Origin of the sequence: Micromonospora sp. WMMB235, from assembly GCF_001855515.1 — a bacterium.
Lineage (GTDB): Bacteria > Actinomycetota > Actinomycetes > Mycobacteriales > Micromonosporaceae > Micromonospora > Micromonospora aurantiaca.
In genome coordinates, this window is record NZ_MDRX01000001.1 from 2,961,793 (window position 1) to 2,981,816 (window position 20,024).

At 73.4% G+C, this 20,024-nt stretch carries 18 protein-coding genes; 7 read left to right on the forward strand and 11 right to left on the reverse strand.

The window, feature by feature from the left end; all coding sequences use genetic code 11:
- Positions 1 to 62: 62 nt before the first annotated feature.
- Positions 63 to 1,658, forward strand: coding sequence for an NAD(P)/FAD-dependent oxidoreductase (locus tag BFV98_RS12280; protein WP_030269892.1), 1,596 nt, complete (start codon positions 63 to 65; stop codon positions 1,656 to 1,658).
- Positions 1,659 to 1,725: 67 nt separating this feature from the next.
- Here BFV98_RS12280 and BFV98_RS12285 read toward each other — a convergent pair whose 3' ends face one another.
- A complete protein-coding gene (locus tag BFV98_RS12285) occupies positions 1,726 to 2,364 on the reverse strand; it encodes a TMEM175 family protein (protein WP_049794868.1) in 639 nt (212 codons plus the stop codon).
- A gap of 108 nt (positions 2,365 to 2,472) precedes the next feature.
- Positions 2,473 to 4,053 carry a Rieske 2Fe-2S domain-containing protein gene (locus BFV98_RS12290; protein ID WP_013284613.1) on the reverse strand — a complete coding sequence of 527 codons (1,581 nt, stop codon included), beginning with the start codon at positions 4,051 to 4,053 and terminating at the stop codon, positions 2,473 to 2,475.
- Positions 4,054 to 4,302: 249 nt separating this feature from the next.
- Here BFV98_RS12290 and BFV98_RS12295 point away from each other — a divergent pair, with 249 nt between their 5' ends.
- Positions 4,303 to 4,527: a hypothetical protein gene (locus BFV98_RS12295; protein WP_013284612.1), complete on the forward strand. Its 225-nt coding sequence runs from the start codon at positions 4,303 to 4,305 to the stop codon at positions 4,525 to 4,527.
- A 79-nt stretch (positions 4,528 to 4,606) separates the two neighbouring features.
- On the opposite strand, the gene BFV98_RS12300 is transcribed toward BFV98_RS12295, so the two are convergent.
- From BFV98_RS12300 to BFV98_RS12335, 8 genes are all read right to left on the reverse strand, one after another.
- Positions 4,607 to 5,866, reverse strand: a complete 1,260-nt coding sequence (locus BFV98_RS12300) for a DivIVA domain-containing protein (protein ID WP_013284611.1) — start codon at positions 5,864 to 5,866, stop codon at positions 4,607 to 4,609.
- 22 nt (positions 5,867 to 5,888) lie between these two features.
- The gene (gene rlmN / locus BFV98_RS12305) at positions 5,889 to 7,034 is read right to left on the reverse strand and encodes a 23S rRNA (adenine(2503)-C(2))-methyltransferase RlmN (protein ID WP_013284610.1); all 1,146 of its coding nucleotides are present in this window, start codon (positions 7,032 to 7,034) and stop codon (positions 5,889 to 5,891) included.
- A gap of 104 nt (positions 7,035 to 7,138) precedes the next feature.
- Complete coding sequence (locus tag BFV98_RS12310) at positions 7,139 to 8,482, reverse strand: phosphatidate cytidylyltransferase (RefSeq protein WP_071096368.1); 1,344 nt, start codon at positions 8,480 to 8,482, stop codon at positions 7,139 to 7,141.
- A 254-nt stretch (positions 8,483 to 8,736) separates the two neighbouring features.
- Complete coding sequence (gene frr / locus BFV98_RS12315; protein ID WP_013284608.1) at positions 8,737 to 9,294, reverse strand: ribosome recycling factor; 558 nt, start codon at positions 9,292 to 9,294, stop codon at positions 8,737 to 8,739.
- A gap of 85 nt (positions 9,295 to 9,379) precedes the next feature.
- Entirely contained in the window at positions 9,380 to 10,147 is a 768-nt protein-coding gene (pyrH, locus tag BFV98_RS12320; protein ID WP_013284607.1) for a UMP kinase, read from the reverse strand.
- Between the two features lie 157 nt (positions 10,148 to 10,304).
- Positions 10,305 to 11,132 carry a translation elongation factor Ts gene (tsf, locus tag BFV98_RS12325; RefSeq protein WP_013284606.1) on the reverse strand — a complete coding sequence of 276 codons (828 nt, stop codon included), beginning with the start codon at positions 11,130 to 11,132 and terminating at the stop codon, positions 10,305 to 10,307.
- A 128-nt stretch (positions 11,133 to 11,260) separates the two neighbouring features.
- Positions 11,261 to 12,130: a 30S ribosomal protein S2 gene (gene rpsB, locus BFV98_RS12330; RefSeq protein WP_013284605.1), complete on the reverse strand. Its 870-nt coding sequence runs from the start codon at positions 12,128 to 12,130 to the stop codon at positions 11,261 to 11,263.
- Between the two features lie 353 nt (positions 12,131 to 12,483).
- Positions 12,484 to 13,521: a hypothetical protein gene (locus BFV98_RS12335; protein WP_030269906.1), complete on the reverse strand. Its 1,038-nt coding sequence runs from the start codon at positions 13,519 to 13,521 to the stop codon at positions 12,484 to 12,486.
- A gap of 304 nt (positions 13,522 to 13,825) precedes the next feature.
- Between BFV98_RS12335 and BFV98_RS12340 the strand changes: the two genes are divergently transcribed.
- Genes BFV98_RS12340 through BFV98_RS12350 form a run of 3 tightly spaced genes read left to right on the forward strand, consistent with a single transcriptional unit; the run spans position 13,826 to position 16,885 of the window.
- Positions 13,826 to 14,185: a YraN family protein gene (locus BFV98_RS12340; RefSeq protein WP_071098850.1), complete on the forward strand. Its 360-nt coding sequence runs from the start codon at positions 13,826 to 13,828 to the stop codon at positions 14,183 to 14,185.
- Between the two features lies 1 nt (position 14,186).
- Entirely contained in the window at positions 14,187 to 15,707 is a 1,521-nt protein-coding gene (locus tag BFV98_RS12345) for a YifB family Mg chelatase-like AAA ATPase (protein ID WP_071096369.1), read from the forward strand.
- Positions 15,617 to 16,885, forward strand: a complete 1,269-nt coding sequence (locus BFV98_RS12350; RefSeq protein WP_071098852.1) for a DNA-processing protein DprA — start codon at positions 15,617 to 15,619, stop codon at positions 16,883 to 16,885. Before BFV98_RS12345 ends, BFV98_RS12350 begins: the two co-directional genes overlap by 91 nt.
- A gap of 5 nt (positions 16,886 to 16,890) precedes the next feature.
- Here the strand turns inward: BFV98_RS12350 and BFV98_RS12355 are convergent, their stop codons facing one another.
- Positions 16,891 to 17,232: a hypothetical protein gene (locus BFV98_RS12355; RefSeq protein ID WP_013474376.1), complete on the reverse strand. Its 342-nt coding sequence runs from the start codon at positions 17,230 to 17,232 to the stop codon at positions 16,891 to 16,893.
- A 515-nt stretch (positions 17,233 to 17,747) separates the two neighbouring features.
- Between BFV98_RS12355 and BFV98_RS12360 the strand changes: the two genes are divergently transcribed.
- Positions 17,748 to 18,752 carry a tyrosine recombinase XerC gene (locus BFV98_RS12360; protein WP_071098854.1) on the forward strand — a complete coding sequence of 335 codons (1,005 nt, stop codon included), beginning with the start codon at positions 17,748 to 17,750 and terminating at the stop codon, positions 18,750 to 18,752.
- A gap of 89 nt (positions 18,753 to 18,841) precedes the next feature.
- Entirely contained in the window at positions 18,842 to 20,023 is a 1,182-nt protein-coding gene (locus BFV98_RS12365) for an aminotransferase class V-fold PLP-dependent enzyme (protein WP_071096371.1), read from the forward strand.
- The last annotated feature ends 1 nt before the right edge of the window (position 20,024 follow it).

The window sequence follows — 20,024 nt, forward strand, 5'->3', positions numbered from 1 at the left end:
GCGGCATGAGCGAACGCACCGAGCGAAGCGAGGGCCGTGAGCGCATGCCCAGCCCGCACTTTATGAGCGACGCCAGTGAGCTGCCGTCCCGCGCCGACGTCGTGGTGGTCGGCGCCGGACACAACGGCCTGGTCTCGGCGATCCTGCTGGCCCGCGCCGGCCTGGACGTGCTGGTGCTGGAGGCGTCAGCGGTGATCGGCGGGGCGACCCGCACCGAGAACCCGTTCCCGAAGGTGCCGGGGCTGCGTCACTCCACCGGGTCGTACCTGCTCGGGCTGATGCCGCCGGAGCTGCTGGCCACGCTCGACGTGACCATCCCGGTGCTGCGCCGCGACCCGCACTACTTCCTGCCCACGCCGGGCCGGCTCGGCTCGCCGTACCTGCTGGCCGGCAGCGACGTGGCGGCGAGCCGGCGGCAGCTCGCGGAGATGTTCTCCCCCGCCGACGTCGCCGCCGACGACGCGCTGCACGCCGAGCTGGCCCAGCTGCGGGAGGATCTCGCCCCGGCGTGGCTGGCCGAGCCGCTGCCGGTCGAGGAGACCGCCGAACGCTACGTGCGGCCCGCGCTGCAGCAGGTCTTCGTCGACCTGGTGCGCGGCTCGGTGGCCGACCACCTGGCCCGCTTCGACTTCCGCTCCGAGCTGCTGGTCAGCATGTACGCCGTCACCGACGGCCTGTCCGGGCTCAACGCCGGCCCGGACGATCCCGGAACGGGTCACAACTTCCTGGTGCACAACATGTGCCGGCTGCCGGGCGCGGACGGCACCTGGATGATCACCCGGGGAGGCATGGGCACGGTGTCCCGCACGTTCGCCGAGGCCGCCGTGCGCGCCGGGGCGCGGATCGTGGCCGACGCGCCGGTCACAGCGATCCGGCTGGCCTCCGGTGCCGCCGCCGGGGTGACGCTCGCCGACGGGCGGGAGGTGGACGCCTCCGTGGTGCTCGGCGCCTGTGACCCGTACCGGCTGATGGAGCTGCTGCCCGACGGCGCGCTCCCGGCGGAACTCGACGCGCGGATGGCGGCGGTCCGCCGCACCGGCACCACGCTCAAGCTCAACCTGGCGCTGACCGGGCTGCCGCGCTTCTCCTGCCTGCCGGACGACGCGCCGAGCCCGTTCGGGTCGACCATCCACCTGCTGCCCGGCTCGGCCTCACTCGTCGGCGACGGCGGCGAGTCGCCGATGGCGGCGCTGCGCGGCATGTGGGCGGACGTGCGGGCCGGGCGGCTGCCGGAGGAGCCGACGATCGAGTGGTACCTGCACACCACAGTCGACCCGTCGCTGTCCGACGACGCGGGGCACCACTCGTCGGCGTTGTTCGTGCAGTCGGTCCCCTACGAGCTGGCCGGCACCACCTGGGAGGCGGCGCTGCCCGGCTACGTGGAGCGGCTGATCGCGATCTGCGAGCGGTACGCCCCGGGCGCCGGTGACCTGGTCGCGGACGCGGTGCCGCTGCCGCCGCCCGGCATCGAGGCGCACTTCGGCATCACCGGCGGGCACATCCACCACGTCGACAACACGGTGTCGTTCACCGACCGGATGCCGTACGCCACGGGGGTGGACGGCGTGTACGCGGGCAGCGCCGGCTGCCACCCGGCGGGCAGCGTGATCGGCGCGGCCGGGCACAACGCGGCCCGCCGCATCCTCGCCGAGATGTAAGGAAGGGCCCCTTATTAACGCCTCCGGTAGAGGAAGGGCCCCTTCTTAACAACCGCCTCAACACCGCTCACGGCGTCTCGGGCGCCTCCTGGCCGGCGGGCGGGAGGTCGCCCGGCCCGCGCACCAGGTAGACGCCGACCAGCAGCAGGTACGCCAGCAGGCTCAGCACCGGGTCGACGAACACGATCGCGAACGCGATGAGGTAGAGCAGCGGACCGAGGCGGAACCGGCGGGCCACCGCCCGCGCCAGCCTCGGGTCCAGGCCCGGTTGCAGCAGCCCGCGGCGGCGCGCCCACCACCAGCTCAGGTTGAAGAACAGCGCCTCACCGAGCACCACGCCCGCGTACAGCGCGGCGGTCAGCCGCTGGTCGCCGACGGTGCCGCGCAGGTTGTCCGCGAGCAGGTCCGCGGTGAACGGGATCGCCGCCACGAACATCAGCAGCAGCAGGTTCAGCACCAGCAGCATCTGGTCGACCCGGCGGACGTAACGCCACATGTTGTGGTGGGTCAGCCAGACCTGGCCGACGATGGCGAACGTGATCACGTACGCCAGGTAGGCGCGCCACTCGTGCAGCAGGGCGGCCGGCAGCCCGTCGTCCTGCGGCGTGTCCGGGTCGAACGACAGCAGCTCGACGGCCATCAGGGTGAGCACGATGGCGATCACCGCGTCGCTGAACGCCTCCACCCGGGAGGCGTCGCGCGCCATCTCGTTGCCGCGCCCGAACCGGTACGCCGGTTCCCTGTCCGCACCCGTCACGCCGCCCCCTCACGACAGATGGTCGCGTGCCGGGGACGGCGGACGGGGCGGAACTCGTCAGATGGCCGCTTCCCCGGCCGGCGCCGGGGTCTCCGCGTCGGCGCGGTGCGCGCGGATCTTGTGCCCGACGCTGGTCAGGCAGCGCCCGCTGGCCAGGTCGAACTTCCAGCCGTGCAGCTGGCAGGTGAGCTGGTCGCCGTCGACGATGCCGAACCGGCTCAAGTCCGCCTTCAGGTGCGGGCAGCGCCGCTGCACCACCCAGCCGTCGAGCGTGATGTCCTCGGCGTCGACCGCCCGCTCGTGCTCGTCGTACCAGCCCTCGGCGTACTGGAGGCGCTCCTCGGACAGGCACTTGAAGAAGGCGTAGACGAACTCGTTGTACTGGCCGATGCGGGCCGCGGAGAAACGGCAGGACAGGAAGAGGGAGTTGACCCAGTCCACCTCGCCGATGTGCAGCAGGTGCTCGATCAGCGCCCGCTCGGTACGGAACCGGTAGCGGACCTTCTCGTCCGCGTACGGCCGGACCTCCTTGCCGGGGAAGTCCACGACGATGGATTCGACGCTCTCGCCGTCGTAGCCGACCAGGTCGAAGCGGACCGGCCCGCCGACGCCCTTGGCCAGGTAGATCGACTCGTCGAGCAGCGGCTCGATCCGGCGCTTCATCTCGCCGAGCACGTCGACCTCGGGGTGCCGCCAGGACGCCTTCTCGGCCTCGATGACGCCGCGCTTGCGCTCCCGCATCTCCTCCAGGTGGGCGACCTTGTTCGCGAAGAACTCCTCCACCGGCACCGGGTGGGTGGTGGTCGCGCCCTCGGTGGTGATCTCCGAGACGCTGCCCGGCAGCAACACGATGCCGTTGGTGCCGCCGACCTTGGCGTACTCGGCGAGGAACACCGACTGGTCGGGGAAGATGTTGCCCTCGTCGCCGAAGATGTCGTTGAACTGCCACAGCTCGTCGTCGAGGAAGCACGGCGGGCCGGCGATCGGGAAGACGTGGTCGGCCTTCAGGTCGTCGATGTAGCGCCAGGTGCGGTCGAACTGCCGGTCCCGCTTCTGCTTGCCGAACGCGGTCTTCGCCGCCTGCGGCAGCTCGTAGACCATCGGGTACCAGATCGCGCCGGAGAACTGGAGCATGTGCGCGTGCACGTGGCCCAGCTCGGCGAACACGCTGAGGTCGGTCGGGCGGGCGTCGTTCTGGTTGAGCAGCCGGACGCCGTCGTACTCGACCCAGAGCGACGAGTCGCCGATCGGGCCGTCGGTCGGGCTGGTCAGCGCCTGGATCATGATCTTCAGGCCGCCGGGCAGCTCCACGACCTGCTCGTTCGGGGCCTTGAGGAACTTGGTGAAGCCCAGCTCCCGGAACTCGTCCTCCATCTCCGAGGTGGGGAACTCGGGCAGCAGGACGGTGGCGTCCTTCGACACGAAGTCACGCAGGTGCTTCGCGTCGAAGTGGTCCCGGTGCAGGTGCGACACGTACAGGTAGTCGACCTGGCCGAGGGTCGCCCAGTCGAGCAGGGAGTTGTCCGGGAAGGGGAACCACGAGGCGAAGTAGGCGGGGTTGACCCACGGGTCGCACAGGATGCTGCCCGCGGCCGTGTCGATCCGCATGCTGGCATGCCCCGTACCGGTCACTCGCACCGCAGTCCTCCTCAAAAAGGCATCAAGGTGTACGTCAAGACGCTACCGGAGGCAGTGTGCTCGCCGTCCCGCGACGCCGGTAGTGGCCAACCGCCCCCACCGTTACGGGACCAACGACCCGGGCCGTGCCCGCCCGCCCGCTGTCGCCCGCCCGGGTCATCCCCGGCACAGGAGGTCGGACCCTGCGCCGGGCCCGGTTCGGGCCGTGCCAGACTGATCGGAGATCCGATCGCGAGGGAAGGACCGACAGTGGCAGGAGACGAGCCGGTAACCGCGCCAGATCAGCACAAGCCCGGACACCGCAAGTCCGGACGGATCGGTGCGGTGCTGTCGGCGGTGGCTTTGGTACTGATGGCGCTCTGCGGGATCGAGGAGGGCCGGGTGGAGCACATCTGGCTGTTCGGGATCGCCGGACTGCTGATCGCCATCGTCATCGGCGACGCCGTGCTGCGCCGCAACGGCCTGCGGTCCTGACGCGCGGCGCCCACGGTAGTGCGCGAAGGGCCCGCCCCCTCACCGGGGGGCGGGCCCTTCGTCGTCTCGGGAGGCGGGGTCAGCGGCCGAGCAGGATGTCCTGCACGTCCTTGAGCGCGGCGTCGACCTCGGCCTCGAAGTAGCCACCGGGCACCAGCCCGAAGCGCAGCGTGTCGAGTTCCTTGGGGTTCACCGGCATCGGGTTGCGGCCCTGCATGCCGCCGAGCAGCGTCTCGAAGAACCGATCGACCTGGTCCGGGTCGTACCCGCTGCCGAACCGCCGGACCTGGAAGCTGCGCCGGATCTGGTCGACCCGGTGCAGGTCGCTGCCGGGCGGGCCGGCCATCGGCGGCCCCACCATCGGCGGACCGGCGACCGGCGGGCTCACGAGCGGCGGACCGGTCATCGAGGGGCCCGGGCCGTAGCCCTGGTCCGGCGGCCCGTAACCCGGGTCCGGCGGGCCGTAGCCGGGCTCCGGTGCGCCGTAACCCTGCTGCGGCAGCGCCGGCGGGCCACCGGGGCCACGACCGCGCAGCTCACGCTCGGGCATGCGGATCTCGGCGGTCATGTCGGCACGGGCACGCCGGCCGGCCTCGAACCCGTCGAAGCGCTCCTCCTGGCCGTACCCGCCGGGGCCGCTGTCCGGCGGACCGTAGCCGCCCGGGCCGTTGTCCGGCGGGCCGTACCCACCGGGACCGTTGTCCGGCGGACCGTAGCCGCCGGGGCCGTTGTCCGGCGGACCGTAGCCGCCGGGGCCGTTGTCCGGCGGACCGTAGCCACCAGGGCCGGGCGGCAGGCCGCGCGAGGGCGGGCCGCCGTGCCCCATCGGCGCGCCCGGGCCCATCGGGCCGGGGCCACCCGGGCCGCGGGGGCCGTCGTAGCCACCGCGCGGGCCGTCGTAGCCACCGGCGAACGCGCCGGTCGGCTCGTCGTAGCGGTTGCCGTAACGGTCGGCGGGCGGGCCGGGCTGGGCGGGCATCTGCCGGGGCGGCATCGGCGGCTGCGGCACCGGCGACATGCCCCGGTCGTCGCGCATCGGCGGGCCGAGCCGGTCGGCCATCCGCGGGTCGCCACCGCGCCCGGCCGGTGCGCCACCGCGCTCCTCCAGCTCGGCGAGCTGGCGCTCGACCCGGTCGAGGTGCAGGTCGACCTGCCACTCGTCGTAGCCGTTGAACCGGACCCGGAAGACGACGTCGTGGACCTCCTGGGAGGCCACGGGCGCGCCGATCGGCTGGCCGTCGAGTGTCGCCTCGACCCGGTCCAGGAAGGCATCGACCTCGTCGACCTTGTAGCCCCGGCGGAGCGCCTTACGCCGGAAACGCTGACCCTGACTCGCCACTATGTCTCCTGGTCTCGTACCGCTACGCCGTTGCCGCGCGTGAGTCGCCGTCCGTGTCCCCGGCGGCGGCGAGCTGCCCACAGGCCCCGTCGATCTCGCGTCCCCGGGTGTCGCGCACCGTGGTCGACACCCCGGCGTCGCGCAACCGCCGGACGAACTCCCGCTCGACCGGCTTCGGGCTGGCGTCCCAGCGGCTGCCCGGAGTCGGGTTGAGCGGGATCAGGTTCACGTGGGCCAGCTTGCCGGCCAGTAGCCGCCCGAGCAGATCGGCTCTCCACGGCTGATCGTTCACGTCCTTGATCATCGCGTATTCGATGGACACGCGACGCCCCGTCGTGGCCGCGTAGTCCCACGCCGCGTCCAGCACCTCGGACACCTTCCAGCGCTGGTTGACCGGGACGAGTTCGTCGCGCAGCTCATCATCGGGGGCGTGCAGCGACAACGCAAGGGTCACCGAGAGGTCTTCGCTGGCCAGTCGGCGGATCGCCGGCACCAGACCGACGGTCGAGACGGTGATGTGCCGCTGCGACAGGCCCAGCCCTTCCGGCGCCGGGGCCACCAGCCGGCGGATCGCCGCCACCACCCGCGAGTAGTTCGCGAGCGGCTCGCCCATGCCCATGAACACCACGTGCGACAGCCGCGGCGGCGAACCGGCCACGACGCCGGACGCGGCCACCCCGGCCAGGTAGACCGCCTGGTCGACGATCTCGGCGGTGGACAGGTTGCGGGTCAGCCCGGCCTGGCCGGTGGCGCAGAACGGGCAGGCCATGCCGCAGCCGGCCTGGCTGGAGATGCAGACGGTCACCCGGTCCGGGTAGCCCATCAGCACGCTCTCCACCAGCGAGCCGTCGTGCAGCCGCCAGAGCGCCTTGCGGGTCGCGCCGTCGTCGCAGGCCAGCTCGCGGACCGGGGTCAGCAGCGTGGGCAGCAGCTCGCCCGCCAGCCGCTCCCGGGTCGCCGCCGGCAGGTCGGTCATCCGCTCCGGGTCGCGTACCAGGCGGCCGAAGTAGTGGTTGGAGACCTGCTTGGCGCGGAACGCCGGCTCACCCAGCTCGGCGACGAGCGCCTGCCGGCCCGGCAGGTCCAGGTCGGCGAGGTGGCGGGGAGGCATCGAGGGCCGGCGGCCGCGGGCGTCGGGGTCTACGGAGATCAGCGGAAGACTCGTCATGGCGCGTCCAGTCTGACACGCTCCCGCCCGGACGCACCCGTCCGTACGTGTCGAATCGCCCCCGGCCACCCGGCCCGCAGCGGGTCGCCGCCGTGACGCATGCCTCAGTTCACCACCGGGACGAAGACGGCGAGCAGCAGGTAGGCCACCGGCACGGCGAACAGGATCGAGTCGAGCCGGTCCATCAGGCCGCCGTGCCCGGGCAGCAGGTTGCTCATGTCCTTGACGCCGAGATCCCGCTTGATCATCGACTCGGCGAGGTCACCGAGCACCGCCGAGACCGAGATCGCCATCCCGAACAACGCGCCCCACCAGGGCGCCACGTCGAACAATGCCCACAGCAGCGCCGCGCTGCCCGCCGCCGCGGCCGTCACCGAGCCGGCGAAGCCCTCCCAGGACTTCTTCGGGCTGATCGTGGGCGCCATCGGGTGCTTGCCGAACGACACGCCCGCGGCGTACCCGCCGGTGTCGGAGAGCACCACCGCAGCCAGCGTCACCAGCACCCGCAGGTGCCCGTCACCAGGCGCCGCCGCGAGCATGGCCGCGAACCCGGCGAGGAACGGCACGTACACCGCGATCAGGGTGGCCGCGGTCAGGTCGCGCTGGTAGTTGCCGGGCCCGTCGCCCAGCCGCCAGATCATCGTGCCCAGCACCGTGACCAGCAGGCCGAGGCAGAGCGCGTCGGGGCCCGCGTACCAGGCCAGGCCCACTGTGATCACGCCACCGGCGACGAGCGGCGCCAGCGGCGGGTGGGCGCCGCTGCGGCGTACCGCGCGGGCCATCTCCCAGATGCCGATCCCCACAGCGGTCGCCAGCACGGCGAGGAACGCCGGCATGAAGAAGAACAGCGGCACCACGACCGCCGCGCCGAGGGCCACCCCGACGCCTATCGCGGCCGGCAGGTTGCGCCCCGCCCGGGACGTCTTCGGCACGGTGGTCGGCGGACGCTCGGCGCTCGCCCGCCGGCGTCCCGGCCCGCGGCGCCCGGCCGGCGGCTCCGAGGCGGGCTCGTCGCGTACCGCCGGGATCTGCTCGGTGGGCTCGTCGCGCACCGGCGCGATCTGCGCGGTCGGGTACTCGTCGTCGCGGGCGGGCTCACCCCACGGGCCGTCGTGCTCCGGCCCGGCGGACCGCCCACGGTCGCCGGCCGGCGGTCCGTCGTACCGGCCCGGGCCGTCGTGGTGCCGCGAGGTCGTCGGGTACGGCCCGGCGTAGGTGTCGGACCCGGTGTACGTGTCCGGCGTCGCGTACGTGTCCGGACCGGCATACGGGTCCGGGGCTGCTCCGGGACGCGCGTAGGTGTCCGGCTCGGCGGGGTGGGTGTGCGCGGCCGGGCCGGGCCGCCAGGGGCCGGGCTCCAGATCGGTGTCCGGCCAGGGCAGGGCCGGGGCGGCCGGGCGGTCCCAGCCACGCGACTCGGTGTTGCCGTAGGGGTCGGGGTGGGACATCACGCACCGGCAGCCGGTACGAGAGCCACCACATGACGCAAGACCAAGACCATCCCCTACCGGCGTGAGACTTCCTGTTGACCGACCGACGGCCGGGCGACTCCCGCCGTTCACCCCGTGGTGGTCGGGAATCGTGCCGAGCCTACTGCACCCGCCGCGGCCCCGAGGGTGTGCGCCGCCGGGCACGACGACGGCACCGGGCCGCCGCCCGGGCGGGCGACGGCGGCGCGGTGCCGTGCGAGGTACGCGGGTGCTCAGACTTCGAGCAGCTCGCTCTCCTTGTGCTTGACCAGCTCGTCGACTCCTGCGACGAAGCGCTGGGTCAGGTCGTCCAGCTCCTTCTCCGCGCGCCGGCCCTCGTCCTCGCCGACCTCGCCGTCCTTGACCAGGCGGTCCAGCTCCTCCTTGGCCTTGCGGCGGATGTTGCGGACGGCGACCTTGGCCTCCTCGCCCTTCTGCCGGGCGACCTTGATCATGTCGCGGCGCCGCTCCTCGGTCATCTGCGGCAGGACGATGCGGAGCTGGTTGCCCTCGTTGTTCGGGTTGGCCCCGAGGTCCGAGTCGCGGATCGCCTTCTCCATGGCGCCCAGCTGCGAGTTGTCGTACGGCTTGATGATCACCATGCGCGGCTCGGGCACCGCGATGGACGCCATCTGCGGCAGCGGGGTCGGGCTGCCGTAGTAGTCGATGACGATCCGGGAGAACATGGCGGCGTTGGCGCGTCCGGTACGGATGCCGCCGAACTCCTCCTTGGCGTGCTCGATGGCACGCTCCATCTTCTCCTCCGCCTCGAGGAGGGTGTCGTCGATCACCGGTCTCCTCGCCTCCTTCTGTCGCTCGTCGTGTGTGGTGCGGGTGCTGCCGTGGCAGAGGGACCGCTGCCGGCCGGCGGGCCGGTCAGGCGGTGATCAGGGTGCCGATCTTCTCGCCGCCGACGGCCCGGACGATGGTGTCGTCGCCCTGGGCGCCGAAGACCAGCATCGGCAGGCCGTTCTCCATGCAGAGGCTGAACGCGGCGGCGTCGGCCACCCGCAGGTTACGGCGCAGCACCTCGGAGAAGGTGATCGAGTCGAGCTTGCTCGCGGTCGGGTCGATCCGGGGGTCGGCGGTGTAGACCGCGTCCACGCCGTTCTTGCTCATCAGCACCACGTCCGCGCGGATCTCCAGCGCCCGCTGGGCGGCCACCGTGTCGGTGGAGAAGTACGGCATGCCGGCGCCGGCGCCGAAGATGACCACGCGGCCCTTCTCCAGGTGGCGGATCGCGCGCAGCGGGATGTACGGCTCGGCGACCTGGGCCATCGTGATGGCGCTCTGCACCCGGGTCTCGATGCCCTCCTTCTCCAGGAAGTCCTGGAGGGCCAGGCAGTTCATGACCGTGCCGAGCATGCCCATGTAGTCGGCGCGGGCGCGGTCCATGCCGCGCTTCTGCAGCTCGGCGCCGCGGAAGAAGTTGCCGCCGCCGACCACCACCGACACCTGCACGCCGCGGCGTACCACTGTGGCGATCTGGCGGGCGATGCCCTGCACGACGTCGGGGTCGACGCCGATCGCGCCGCCGCCGAAGACCTCACCGGAGAGCTTCAGCACCACCCGGCGGGACCGACCGGGCGGAGGGGCGGTCGGGTCCTCCGCCGCCAGGCTCCGGTCACTCACAACCTGCGTCATCCGCCCCGCCCCTTCTCCCCGCGCATCGCGCGAGCGTCGCGTACGTGCCCCTGCCGACCCTATGTGACGAGGAGGCCGCGGTGCCTGTCGCGTACACCGGCGGCCTCCTCGTCGACGTTCTCCCCTGTGCCCGGGCCGGACGGCCCGGTGCGGCGGCTCAGGCCTGGCCGACCTCGAACCGCAGGAAGCGGGTCACCTCGATGCCGGCGTCGGCCAGCACCTGCTTGACGGTCTTCTTGTTGTCGGCGACCGACGACTGCTCCAGCAGGACGAAGTCCTTGAAGAAGGCGTTGACCCGGCCCTCGACGATCTTCGGCAGCGCCGCCTCGGGCTTGTTCTCCTCGCGGGCGGTCTGCTCGGCGATGCGCCGCTCGGACTCGACGGTCTCGGCCGGCACCTCGTCGCGGGTGAGGTACTTCGGCCGCATCGCGGCGATCTGCATGGCCACGGCGCGCGCGTCGGCGTCCGCCGCCTCGTCCGACTTGCCGGTGAACTCGACCAGCACGCCGACCGCCGGGGGCAGGTCCTGGCTCTTGCGGTGCATGTAGACCGCAGTGGTGCCGTCCAGCTTGGCGAAGCGGTTGAGCACCAGCTTCTCGCCGATCTTGGCGGACTGCTCCTGGATCAGGTCGGCCACGCTCTTGCCGTCGATGCTGCTGGCGAGCAGCTCCTCGGCGTTGGTGGCGCCGCTGGCCACGCCGTGCTCGACCAGCTGCTGGGCCAGCGCGATGAAGGCGTCGTTCTTGGCGACGAAGTCGGTCTCGCAGTTGAGCTCGAGCAGCGCCTGGCCGGAGTGGGCGATCAGGCCGTTGGCGGCGGTGCGCCCGGCCCGCTTGCCGACGTCCTTGGCGCCCTTGACGCGCAGGATCTCGACGGCCTTGTCGAAGTCGCCCTCGGCCTCGGTCAGCGCCTTCTTGGAGTCCATCATGCCGGCGCCGGTGAGGTCGCGGAGCTTCTTGACGTCCGCGGCGGTGAAGTTGGACATGACTCTCTCTTCGGTGTCAGTGAGGTGGTCTGGGGTGCTGGTTACCCGGTTCCGGGCCGGTTCTGCCCGGCGTACCCGTCACGCCCCCACCGCCGGGAATCGCCGACGGTGGGGACGCGACGGCGAGATCACTCCGCGGAGGCGGTCGCCGGCTGCTCGGCGGCAGGCGCGGCCGGCTCGGCGGCGGCGGCGGGCTGCTCGTCGGCCTTCTTCGGCTCCTCGAGCAGCTCGCGCTCCCACTCGGCCAGCGGCTCGTCGGCGCCGACCTGGCCGGCCTCGGGCTTCTCGTCCGCGCCCCGGTTGCGGCCGGAACGGGCGATCAGACCGTCGGCGACGGCGGCGGCGACGACCTTGGTCAGCAGCTCGGCCGAGCGGATGGCGTCGTCGTTGCCCGGGATCGGGAAGTCGACCTCGTCCGGGTCGCAGTTGGTGTCGAGCACCGCGATCACCGGGATGCCCAGCTTGCGGGCCTCGTCGACGGCGATGTGCTCCTTCTTGGTGTCGACGATCCAGACCGCGGCCGGGAGCTTCTGCATGTCCCGCAGACCACCGAGGGTCTTGGTGAGCTTGATCTTCTCGCGGGAGAGCTGGAGCGTCTCCTTCTTGGTGTAACCGGCGGCGGTGCCGCTCAGGTCACCCAGAGCCTCCAGCTCCTTCATCCGCTGGAGCCGCTTGTACACGGTCTGGAAGTTGGTCAGCATGCCACCGAGCCAGCGGTGGTTGACGTACGGCTGGCCGACCCGGGTCGCCTGCTCGGCGATGGCCTCCTGGGCCTGCTTCTTGGTGCCGACGAACAGGATGCTGCCGCCACCGGCGACGGTGGTGCGGACGAACTCGTACGCCTTCTCGATGTAGTCGAGCGTCTGGCGCAGGTCGATGATGTAGATACCGTTGCGCTCGGTGAAGATGAAGCGCTTCATCTTCGGGTTCCAGCGGCGGGTCTGGTGCCCGAAGTGCACACCGCTTTCCAGCAGCTGACGCATGGTCACGACGGCCATGGTGGGTTACTCCTACGTTGTCCCTGGTTGTCCGTCCAGCCGGCGGCCGGACGCCTGGCGCCCGATCGCCGGCCAGGGTGGGCCCGGTACGTCAGACCGGGACCAGGGAGGCCGTCGCCCCACGGAGGAGACCGTGGAGAGGGCACGCGAGGTCGACCGCACGAGGCGGTCGCCAGTCGACCAGTGTACGCGCCCTCTCCGCTGTACGACCTCCGGGTGCGGAGGCCGGCCTGATCGACTCCAGGTGCGCCTTGATCGGCTCCAGGAGCGCCTTGATCGACTCCAGGACGGCGAAGTGGCGGCGTCACCCTGTCGGTGACACCGCCACTACGGCGTACCGGGGTCGGGCCGTCTCAGCCCGCCGCGAGGGCGGCGGCGAGGAACAGCACCAGCCCGACGGTCAGGTACGCCGTCGGCGGGCGCAGCCAGCCCCGGCTGCCGTCGGCCAGCGCCAGCCCACCGGTGCGCAGCCCGTACAGGCCGGTGCCGAAGATCGGCAGGCCGACCACCAAGAAGATGCCCACCACCACGTGCGACGTCGACACCGGGTCGCCGAACAGGCCGTGCAGCAACACCCGTACCGCCGGCACCTCCAGCACCAGCACCATCACCGCCAGCAGCACCGCCAGCGCGGGGCGCCGGGTCCGGTAGACGCCGTCACCGGGCGGCGGCCCGTCCGGACGCGGCAGCACCGCGGGCATCGGGCCGGTCGGCATCTCCAGCGGATTCGGGGTCGCGGCCGGCTGGGCCGGGCCGCCCGGACGCTCACCGATCCGCAGCGGGGTGGCCTCGCCGGGGTTCAGCCGCGCAGCGGCGGTCGCCTCGGCTCCGCCGTCCGCGCCCGCGGTACCAGGCGCCGCCTCGACGACCGGGTAGCCGCCGATCGGGCTGAGCCGGGGTTTGTCGACGCCGGCGCCACCGGCCGGGTCGCTGCCGTGGGCGATGAGGCCGTACGGGTCGGTGCCCGCCGGGGCCGCGCCGGTCAGCGGGGCGGTCGCCGGCGTACCGAGCGTGCTCGACAGCGGGTTGCCGTGCGCGGCGGTGCCGAGCGCGTCGACGCCGCTGCGGGACACCGCGCCGAGCGGGTCGGCCGCCGACTCGCGTGCCGCGCGACGGCCGGCGCGCGACCCGGGCAGCTCACCGGAGACCTCCGGGTCGTCCGGACGCTGCGACCGCCAGCTGCTCGTGTCGTCCACCAGCGGATCGGCGGCGGAGTACCGGCCCGGCTCGGCGTACCGGTTCTCACCGGCGCGCTGCTCGGGCGTGCGGTAGTCGTCGTCGCGGTAGCGGGGCTCGCCCGCGGCGCGCCAGTCCGACTCGTATCCCCGGTCGCCCCATCGCGACCCCTGCTCATCCTCGGAGTAGCTCCGTCGTCCGTCCACGACCGGCACGGTATGCGACGGGCACCAGCCGCGCCATTCGGGTCTCCTGGGGATCGGCCCAGGTCAGCACCGATGTCGCCGGGTCGCCGACGGGACACGGTCAGTAGCCGTAGGGCGTGAACGTCGGCGCGACGTCCGGGTACGGGAAGTCGTCGGGGAAGGCGGGCACCACCCACTCGCGGTTCAGCACGGCGACCAGGCTCCGTAGCAGATCGGACCCATGATCGTCGTTCCGTCCACAAGCCCACCCCTGTCCACAGGCAACCGATCCGCGTCCCCCGCGACAGTGGCCTCCGGTCGCATCCTGGCCGGCATGACGAACCGGAACCGAGCCGTCGGGGCGTACGGCGAGCGGTGCGCGCTACGGCACCTGATCGATACGGGCCTGCGCCCGGTCGCCCGAAACTGGCGCTGCCCCGAGGGAGAGATCGACATCATCGCCTGGGAGGGTCCGGTCCTCGCCATCTGCGAGGTCAAGACCCGCCGGAGCGAGCAGTTCGGCTCCCCCGCCGAGGCCGTCGTGCGGGCCAAGGCCCGCCGGCTGCGCGGCCTGGCCGCCCGCTGGCTCGCCGAGACCGGCACCACCGCCGCCGAGGTCCGCTTCGACGTGCTCTCCGTCCGGCTCCCGCTCACCGGCCCCGCCCGCGTCGAGCACCTCCGCGGCGCGTTCTGACATGGGGTACGCGAAGGTGCTGAGCGTCGGCCTGGCCGGAGTCGCCGGGCATCTCGTCGAGGTCGAGGCCGACCTGGCTCCCGGACTGCCCGCGGTGATCATCTCCGGTCTGCCGGACACCGCGTTGCACGAGGCGCGCGACCGGGTCCGCGCCGCGATCGTCAACTCCGGCCAGAAGTGGCCCAACCGGCGCATCACGCTCAACCTGCTCCCCGCCACCCTGCCGAAGTACGGCTCGGCGTTCGACCTCGCCATCGCGCTCGCCGTCCTGGCCGGCTCGGGCGAACTGCCACCGGTCGCCCTGGACGCCACAGTCGTGCTCGGCGAACTCGGCCTCGACGGCGCGGTACGCCCCGTCCGCGGCACGCTGCCGATGGTCGCCGCCGCCGCCCGCGCCGGGCACACCCGCGTCGTCGTACCCGCCGGCAACGCCGCCGAGGCGGCAGTCATCCCGGGCGTACGCGTGCACGCGGTCGACACGCTGCACCGGCTCGTCGCCCACGTCCGCGACGGCAGTCCGCTGCTCGCCCCACCCGCCCACGTCCCGGCCTGCGGCCCGGCCGGGCCCGACCTGGTCGACGTGGCCGGGCAGCCGCTCGGGCGGCGTGCCCTGGAGATCGCCGCCGCGGGGGGCCACCACCTCGCGCTGTTCGGTCCGCCCGGCGCCGGCAAGACCATGCTCGCCGAACGGCTGCCGTCGATCCTGCCCGAACTGGACGACGAGGCAGCCCTGGAGGTGACGGCGCTGCACTCGATCGCCGGCCTGCTGCCACCCGGTGGCGGGCTGCTGCGCCGTCCCCCGTTCCAGGCGCCGCACCACACCGCCACGGTGCCCGCGCTCGTCGGAGGCGGTTCCGGGCTGGCCCGGCCCGGCGCGGTGTCGCTCGCCCACCGTGGGGTCCTGTTCCTGGACGAGGCGCCCGAGTTCAGCAAGGGTGCGCTGGAGGCGTTGCGGCAGCCGCTGGAGAGCGGCCGGGTGCGGGTGGCGCGTACCCGGGGTGCCACCGAGTACCCGGCCCGCACCCAACTGGTGCTGGCGGCCAACCCCTGTCCGTGCGCGAAGCCCTCCGGCGACGTCGACTGCGAGTGCCCGCCCCTGGCCCGGCGACGCTACCTGGGACGGTTGTCGGGTCCGCTGCTCGACCGGGTGGACGTGCAGGTCCGGCTGACGGCGGTACGCGCGGCGGAGCTGCTGAGCACCGACGCCGCGCAGGAGTCCTCGGCCACCGTAGCCGCCCGGGTCGTCGCCGCGCGGCACGCCGCCGCCGATCGCTGGGCGGCCACCGGGCATCGGGTGAACGCCGACGTCCACGGCCCGTACCTGCGCCGGCCGCCGTGGCACCTGCCGGCCCGGGTCACCACGGATCTGCGCCGCCGGCTCGACACCGGATCGCTGTCCGCGCGCGGCTACGACCGCGTACTCCGTCTCGCCTGGACCATCGCGGACCTGGACGGGCGGGACCGGCCCGGCCACGACGACGTCGCGGAGGCCATCCAGCTCCGGACCGGGGAGGTCGCGTGAGCGCCGACGACCGCCGGCTGGCGCGGGTCGCGCTCACCTGGCTCGCCGAGCCCGGCACCCGGTCGGTGTACGCACTGGTCGAGCGGCTCGGCCCGGTCGCCGCACTCGACCTGCTGCTGTCCGGCGGGGCGCCGGAACGGACGCTGCGGTCGGCCGTCGCGGCGCGCGGCGCCGCCGGTGACGCCCGGACGGTCGCCGCCGACGCGCTGGCCCGCGGCGAACGGCTCGGCGCCCGCCTGGTCACCCCGGACGACGACGAATGGCCCACCCAGGTCGGCGACCTGCGCCGGCTGGCGCTCTCCGGTGCCACCCGGCGGGTCGACGTGGAGACCGATCCGCCGCTCTGTTTCTGGGTACGCGGAGCGTGGTCGCTCGGCGAGGTGCTGGCGCGCTCGGTGGCGGTCGTCGGCGCGCGGGCGGCAACCCCCTACGGCGCGCACATCGCCACCGAGCTGGGCTACGGCCTCGCCGACCGGGAGTGGACAGTCGTGTCCGGTGGGGCGTTCGGCATCGACGCCGCCGCGCATCGCGGTGCGTTGACAGCGGGCGGGCGCACCGTCGCCGTGCTCGCCTGCGGGGTGGACCGCCCGTACCCGATGGGCAACGCCGCGCTGTTCGACCGGATCGCCGAGACCGGCCTGCTGGTGAGCGAATGGATTCCCGGGGCGGAGCCGTTACGGCCGCGGTTCCTCATCCGTAACCGGGTCATAGCGGCGGCGACGAACGGCACTGTCCTCGTCGAGGCCGCCGCGCGCAGCGGCGCGACCCAGACGCTCAACCGGGCGCTCGGCCTGCGCCGGCCGGCGATGGTGGTGCCGGGGCCGGTGACCTCAGCGATGTCGGTCGGCGGGCACGAGGTGCTGCGGGAGCGGCCGGAGGCGCGGCTGGTCACCAACGTCGCGCACGTGCTGGAGGAGGTGGGGCGGATCGGGTACGACCTGGCGCCGCCCGCCCGGGCCCCCGAGCGTCCTCGGGACCGGCTCGACGAGGAGGCCACCCAGGTGCTGGAGGCGCTACCCCGCCGCCGAACGCTCGACCTGGAGAGCGTCGCGGCGCGCGCAGGGGTGGACCTGCGCACCGCCATGCGCAAGCTGTCCATGCTGGAGGAACTGGCGATGGTGGTACGCCGCGACGACGGCTACGCGCTCGCACCGCCACCACCGGTCGCCCGCTCGTGAGCGGGTCAGTCGCCCTCGAACCGGATCTCGGCGTCAAGGCGCTCCGCACATCGGCGGACGAGCCGGGCCAGCCGGTGGACGTGGTCGACCTCGGCCGGTGCCCCGGCCACCTCGGCGAGGCACCGCAGCTCGGCGAGCAGTTGCGGCATCCGCTCGGCGCTCACGGTCAGCTCACCGAGCGGGTCGACGCGGTCGAGCAGCGGGGTCCGGCCACCGCCGCGGACACGCTTGAGCAGGTCGAGCAGCACGTCCTGCGGGTCCGCCACGGCCTCGATCGAGACGTACGCGGGCCGCCGACGACCGTTGCCCGCCGATATCTGCCGGTAGAGGACGGCGTCCACTCCCACTCTCGGCCCTCCTCGTACCGGCGTCACCGTCACGGGGACGCGTTCGCTTGATCGCGGCCGGATCGACCCTCCGTCGGAGCCGGCTCGGCCACGCTGCCTGCCGGTCGCCGCACCGGAGTGTGCCGCAGCATGAGTTTCCCCTGTCCAGACCGGCTTCTGCCACCCCGCTCAGCGCGTCGGCACCTATCCCACGCCGGAGGACCCGACCGACGTGGCGGACGGCACAACCCACGGGCGACGGGCCGGCACCGCGAAGGCGGAAGCGACGGCCGGACCGGCACGGCGGCCAGGCGACTCCACGGCGGAGAGCGGGGCGGGGTGGGGCGGCCGGGCGACTGAACGGCGAGGGCGGTGTGGCGTCGGGCGGCACGGCGCACGGCGGCGCTCCGGCCTTACGCTGGGGCGGTGATCGCCGGCCGCCTCCCCCGCCGCGACCCCGTACGCCTGGGTCGGGTGCCGCAGTGAGCAAGCGGCAGCGTGGCACCCGGGAGGCGCACGAGGAACTGCCCGCCTCGATGCGCGAGGCGGTCGACGACTTCGCCGACCACCTGTCGCGGGTGCGCAACCGCTCCGTCCACACCGTCCGGGCCTACGTCACGGATCTGGTGTCGCTGCTGGACCACGCCGTCCGGATGGGCTGCGCCGAACTGCCGGAGCTGGACCTCGCCGTGGTGCGCAGCTGGCTGGCGAAGCAGCGGACCATGGGCGCGGCCCGGATGACGATGGCGCGGCGCGCCGCCGCGGCCCGGACGTTCAGCGCCTGGGCGCACCGGACCGGCCTGCTCGCCGACGACGTGGCCGCGCCGCTGGCCAGCCCTCGGGCCCGGCGGGAACTGCCCACCGTGCTGCGGGCCGACCAGGCCGCCGCTCTGGTGGAGGCCCCGTCGCGGCAGCGCCGGAGCCCGCCCGGGGCCGACCGCTCGACGGTCCACCCCGAGGGCACCGGGCTCGGACGCGACCACGGAACGGCCGCCGAACCGGCATCCGCCGAACCGGCCGGCGACGGACCGCCCGACGCGGTGCTGCTGCGCGACCGGCTGCTGCTGGAACTGCTCTACGGCACCGGGGTACGCATCAGCGAGGCGTGCGGGCTGGACGTCAGCGACGTCGACCAGGCTCGCCGGGTGGTACGCGTGCTGGGCAAGGGCGGGCGGGAGCGGGCGGTGCCCTACGGGGTGCCGGCCCAGCGAGCCCTTGACGCCTGGCTGCGCGACGGCCGGCCCGCCCTGCTGGCCCCGGGCTCGGGCCGGGCGCTTCTGCTCGGGGCGCGGGGTGGACGGCTCAACCCGACCACCGCGCGACGGATCGTGTCCGGCTGGGCCGGTGCCGCCGGGGTACCGCGGGTGACGCCGCACGGGCTGCGCCACTCGGCAGCGACGCACCTGCTCGAAGGGGGCGCGGACCTGCGCGCCGTGCAGGAGTTGCTGGGGCACTCGTCGCTCGCCAGCACCCAGATCTACACGCACGTCTCGGTCGAGCGGCTCCGCGCCGCGTACCGGCAGGCGCACCCCCGCGCCTGACCGCCGAGAGCGCGCAGGCAGCGTCGGTGGCACCGGTCAGCGGGCGGAATCCGGCCGGCGCATGATCCATCTCGGGCTAGGATCGACTGATGACGGTGCCGCAGCCACCCGAGCCGATTCCCGGGGCTCGGCTGCTCTTCTCCCTCGATCCCTCCGTCAGTCACCTCAACCACGGATCGTTCGGCGCCGTACCGATCGCCGTGCAACGCGCCCAGCAGCGCCTGCGCGACGAGATGGAGGCCAACCCGCTGCGGTTCTTCACGCAGGGCCTCGTCGACCGGATCGCCCACGCCCGGCGGCACCTGGCCACGTTCCTCGGCGCCGACCCGGAGGGCACCACGCTCGTCGGCAACGCCACCACTGGTGCGGCCGTGGTGTTGCAGTCGCTGGCGCTGCGCCCGGGCGACGAGATCGTGACCACCGACCACGGGTACGGGGCGGTGGCGCTCTCGGTCGCCAGGGAGTGCGGCCGCACCGGGGCGGTGCACCGCACCCTGCCGGTGCCGTTGACCGCCACCGACGAGGAGGTGGTGGAGATCCTCCGCACCGGGCTGCGCCCCGGGCGTACCAGGCTGCTGATCGTGGACCAGCTCACCTCCCCGACCGCCCGGCTGTTCCCCACCGCGGCGATCGTCGCGGTGGCCCGGGAGCAGGGCGTGCCGGTGCTGGTGGACGCCGCCCACGCGCCGGGCATGCTGCCGGCCACCGTCGCCTCGGTCGGCGCCGACTTCTGGGTCGGCAACCTGCACAAATGGGCGTACGCGCCACGCGGCACCGCCGTGCTCGTGGTGGCGCCGCAGTGGCGGGAGAAGATCCAGCCGCTCGTCGTCTCGTGGGAGCAGGACAGCGGCTTCCCGGTTCGTGTCGAGTGGCAGGCGACGCTCGACTACACCGGTTGGCTGGCCGCCCCGGTGGGCCTGTTCACGTTGCGCAGCCTCGGCGTGGACCGGGTACGCGCGCACAACGCGGCTCTGGCCGCGTACGGGCAACGGGTCGTCGGGGACGCGCTCGGTGTGGCGCCCGAGCGGCTGCCGGAGCCCGGCGGACCGGCGGTCGCCATGCGGCTCGTGCCGCTGCCGCCCGGTGTCGCGACGACGCTGGACGCGGCCCGGGAGCTGCGGGCCCGGATTGCGGACCGGCTCTCCGCCGAGGTGTCGATCGCCGGCTGGAACGGGCGCGGCTACCTGCGGTTGTGCGGCCAGGTCTACAACACCCCCGACGAGTACGACCGGCTGGCCGTCCGGCTGCCCACGCTGCTCGCCCAGGGCTGAG

What these genes read in the sequence shown, in the direction of transcription:
- BFV98_RS12280 (WP_030269892.1), top strand. Translation starts at nt 63, where the DNA reads ATGAGCGACGCCAGTGAGCTGCCGTCCCGCGCCGACGTCGTGGTGGTC.
- BFV98_RS12285 (WP_049794868.1), bottom strand. Translation starts at nt 2,364, where the DNA reads ATGGCGCGCGACGCCTCCCGGGTGGAGGCGTTCAGCGACGCGGTGATC.
- rlmN (WP_013284610.1), bottom strand. Translation starts at nt 7,034, where the DNA reads ATGACGAGTCTTCCGCTGATCTCCGTAGACCCCGACGCCCGCGGCCGC.
- BFV98_RS12310 (WP_071096368.1), bottom strand. Translation starts at nt 8,482, where the DNA reads ATGTCCCACCCCGACCCCTACGGCAACACCGAGTCGCGTGGCTGGGAC.
- pyrH (WP_013284607.1), bottom strand. Translation starts at nt 10,147, where the DNA reads ATGACGCAGGTTGTGAGTGACCGGAGCCTGGCGGCGGAGGACCCGACC.
- tsf (WP_013284606.1), bottom strand. Translation starts at nt 11,132, where the DNA reads ATGTCCAACTTCACCGCCGCGGACGTCAAGAAGCTCCGCGACCTCACC.
- rpsB (WP_013284605.1), bottom strand. Translation starts at nt 12,130, where the DNA reads ATGGCCGTCGTGACCATGCGTCAGCTGCTGGAAAGCGGTGTGCACTTC.
- BFV98_RS12340 (WP_071098850.1), top strand. Translation starts at nt 13,826, where the DNA reads ATGACGAACCGGAACCGAGCCGTCGGGGCGTACGGCGAGCGGTGCGCG.
- BFV98_RS12345 (WP_071096369.1), top strand. Translation starts at nt 14,187, where the DNA reads ATGGGGTACGCGAAGGTGCTGAGCGTCGGCCTGGCCGGAGTCGCCGGG.
- BFV98_RS12360 (WP_071098854.1), top strand. Translation starts at nt 17,748, where the DNA reads ATGCGCGAGGCGGTCGACGACTTCGCCGACCACCTGTCGCGGGTGCGC.
- BFV98_RS12365 (WP_071096371.1), top strand. Translation starts at nt 18,842, where the DNA reads ATGACGGTGCCGCAGCCACCCGAGCCGATTCCCGGGGCTCGGCTGCTC.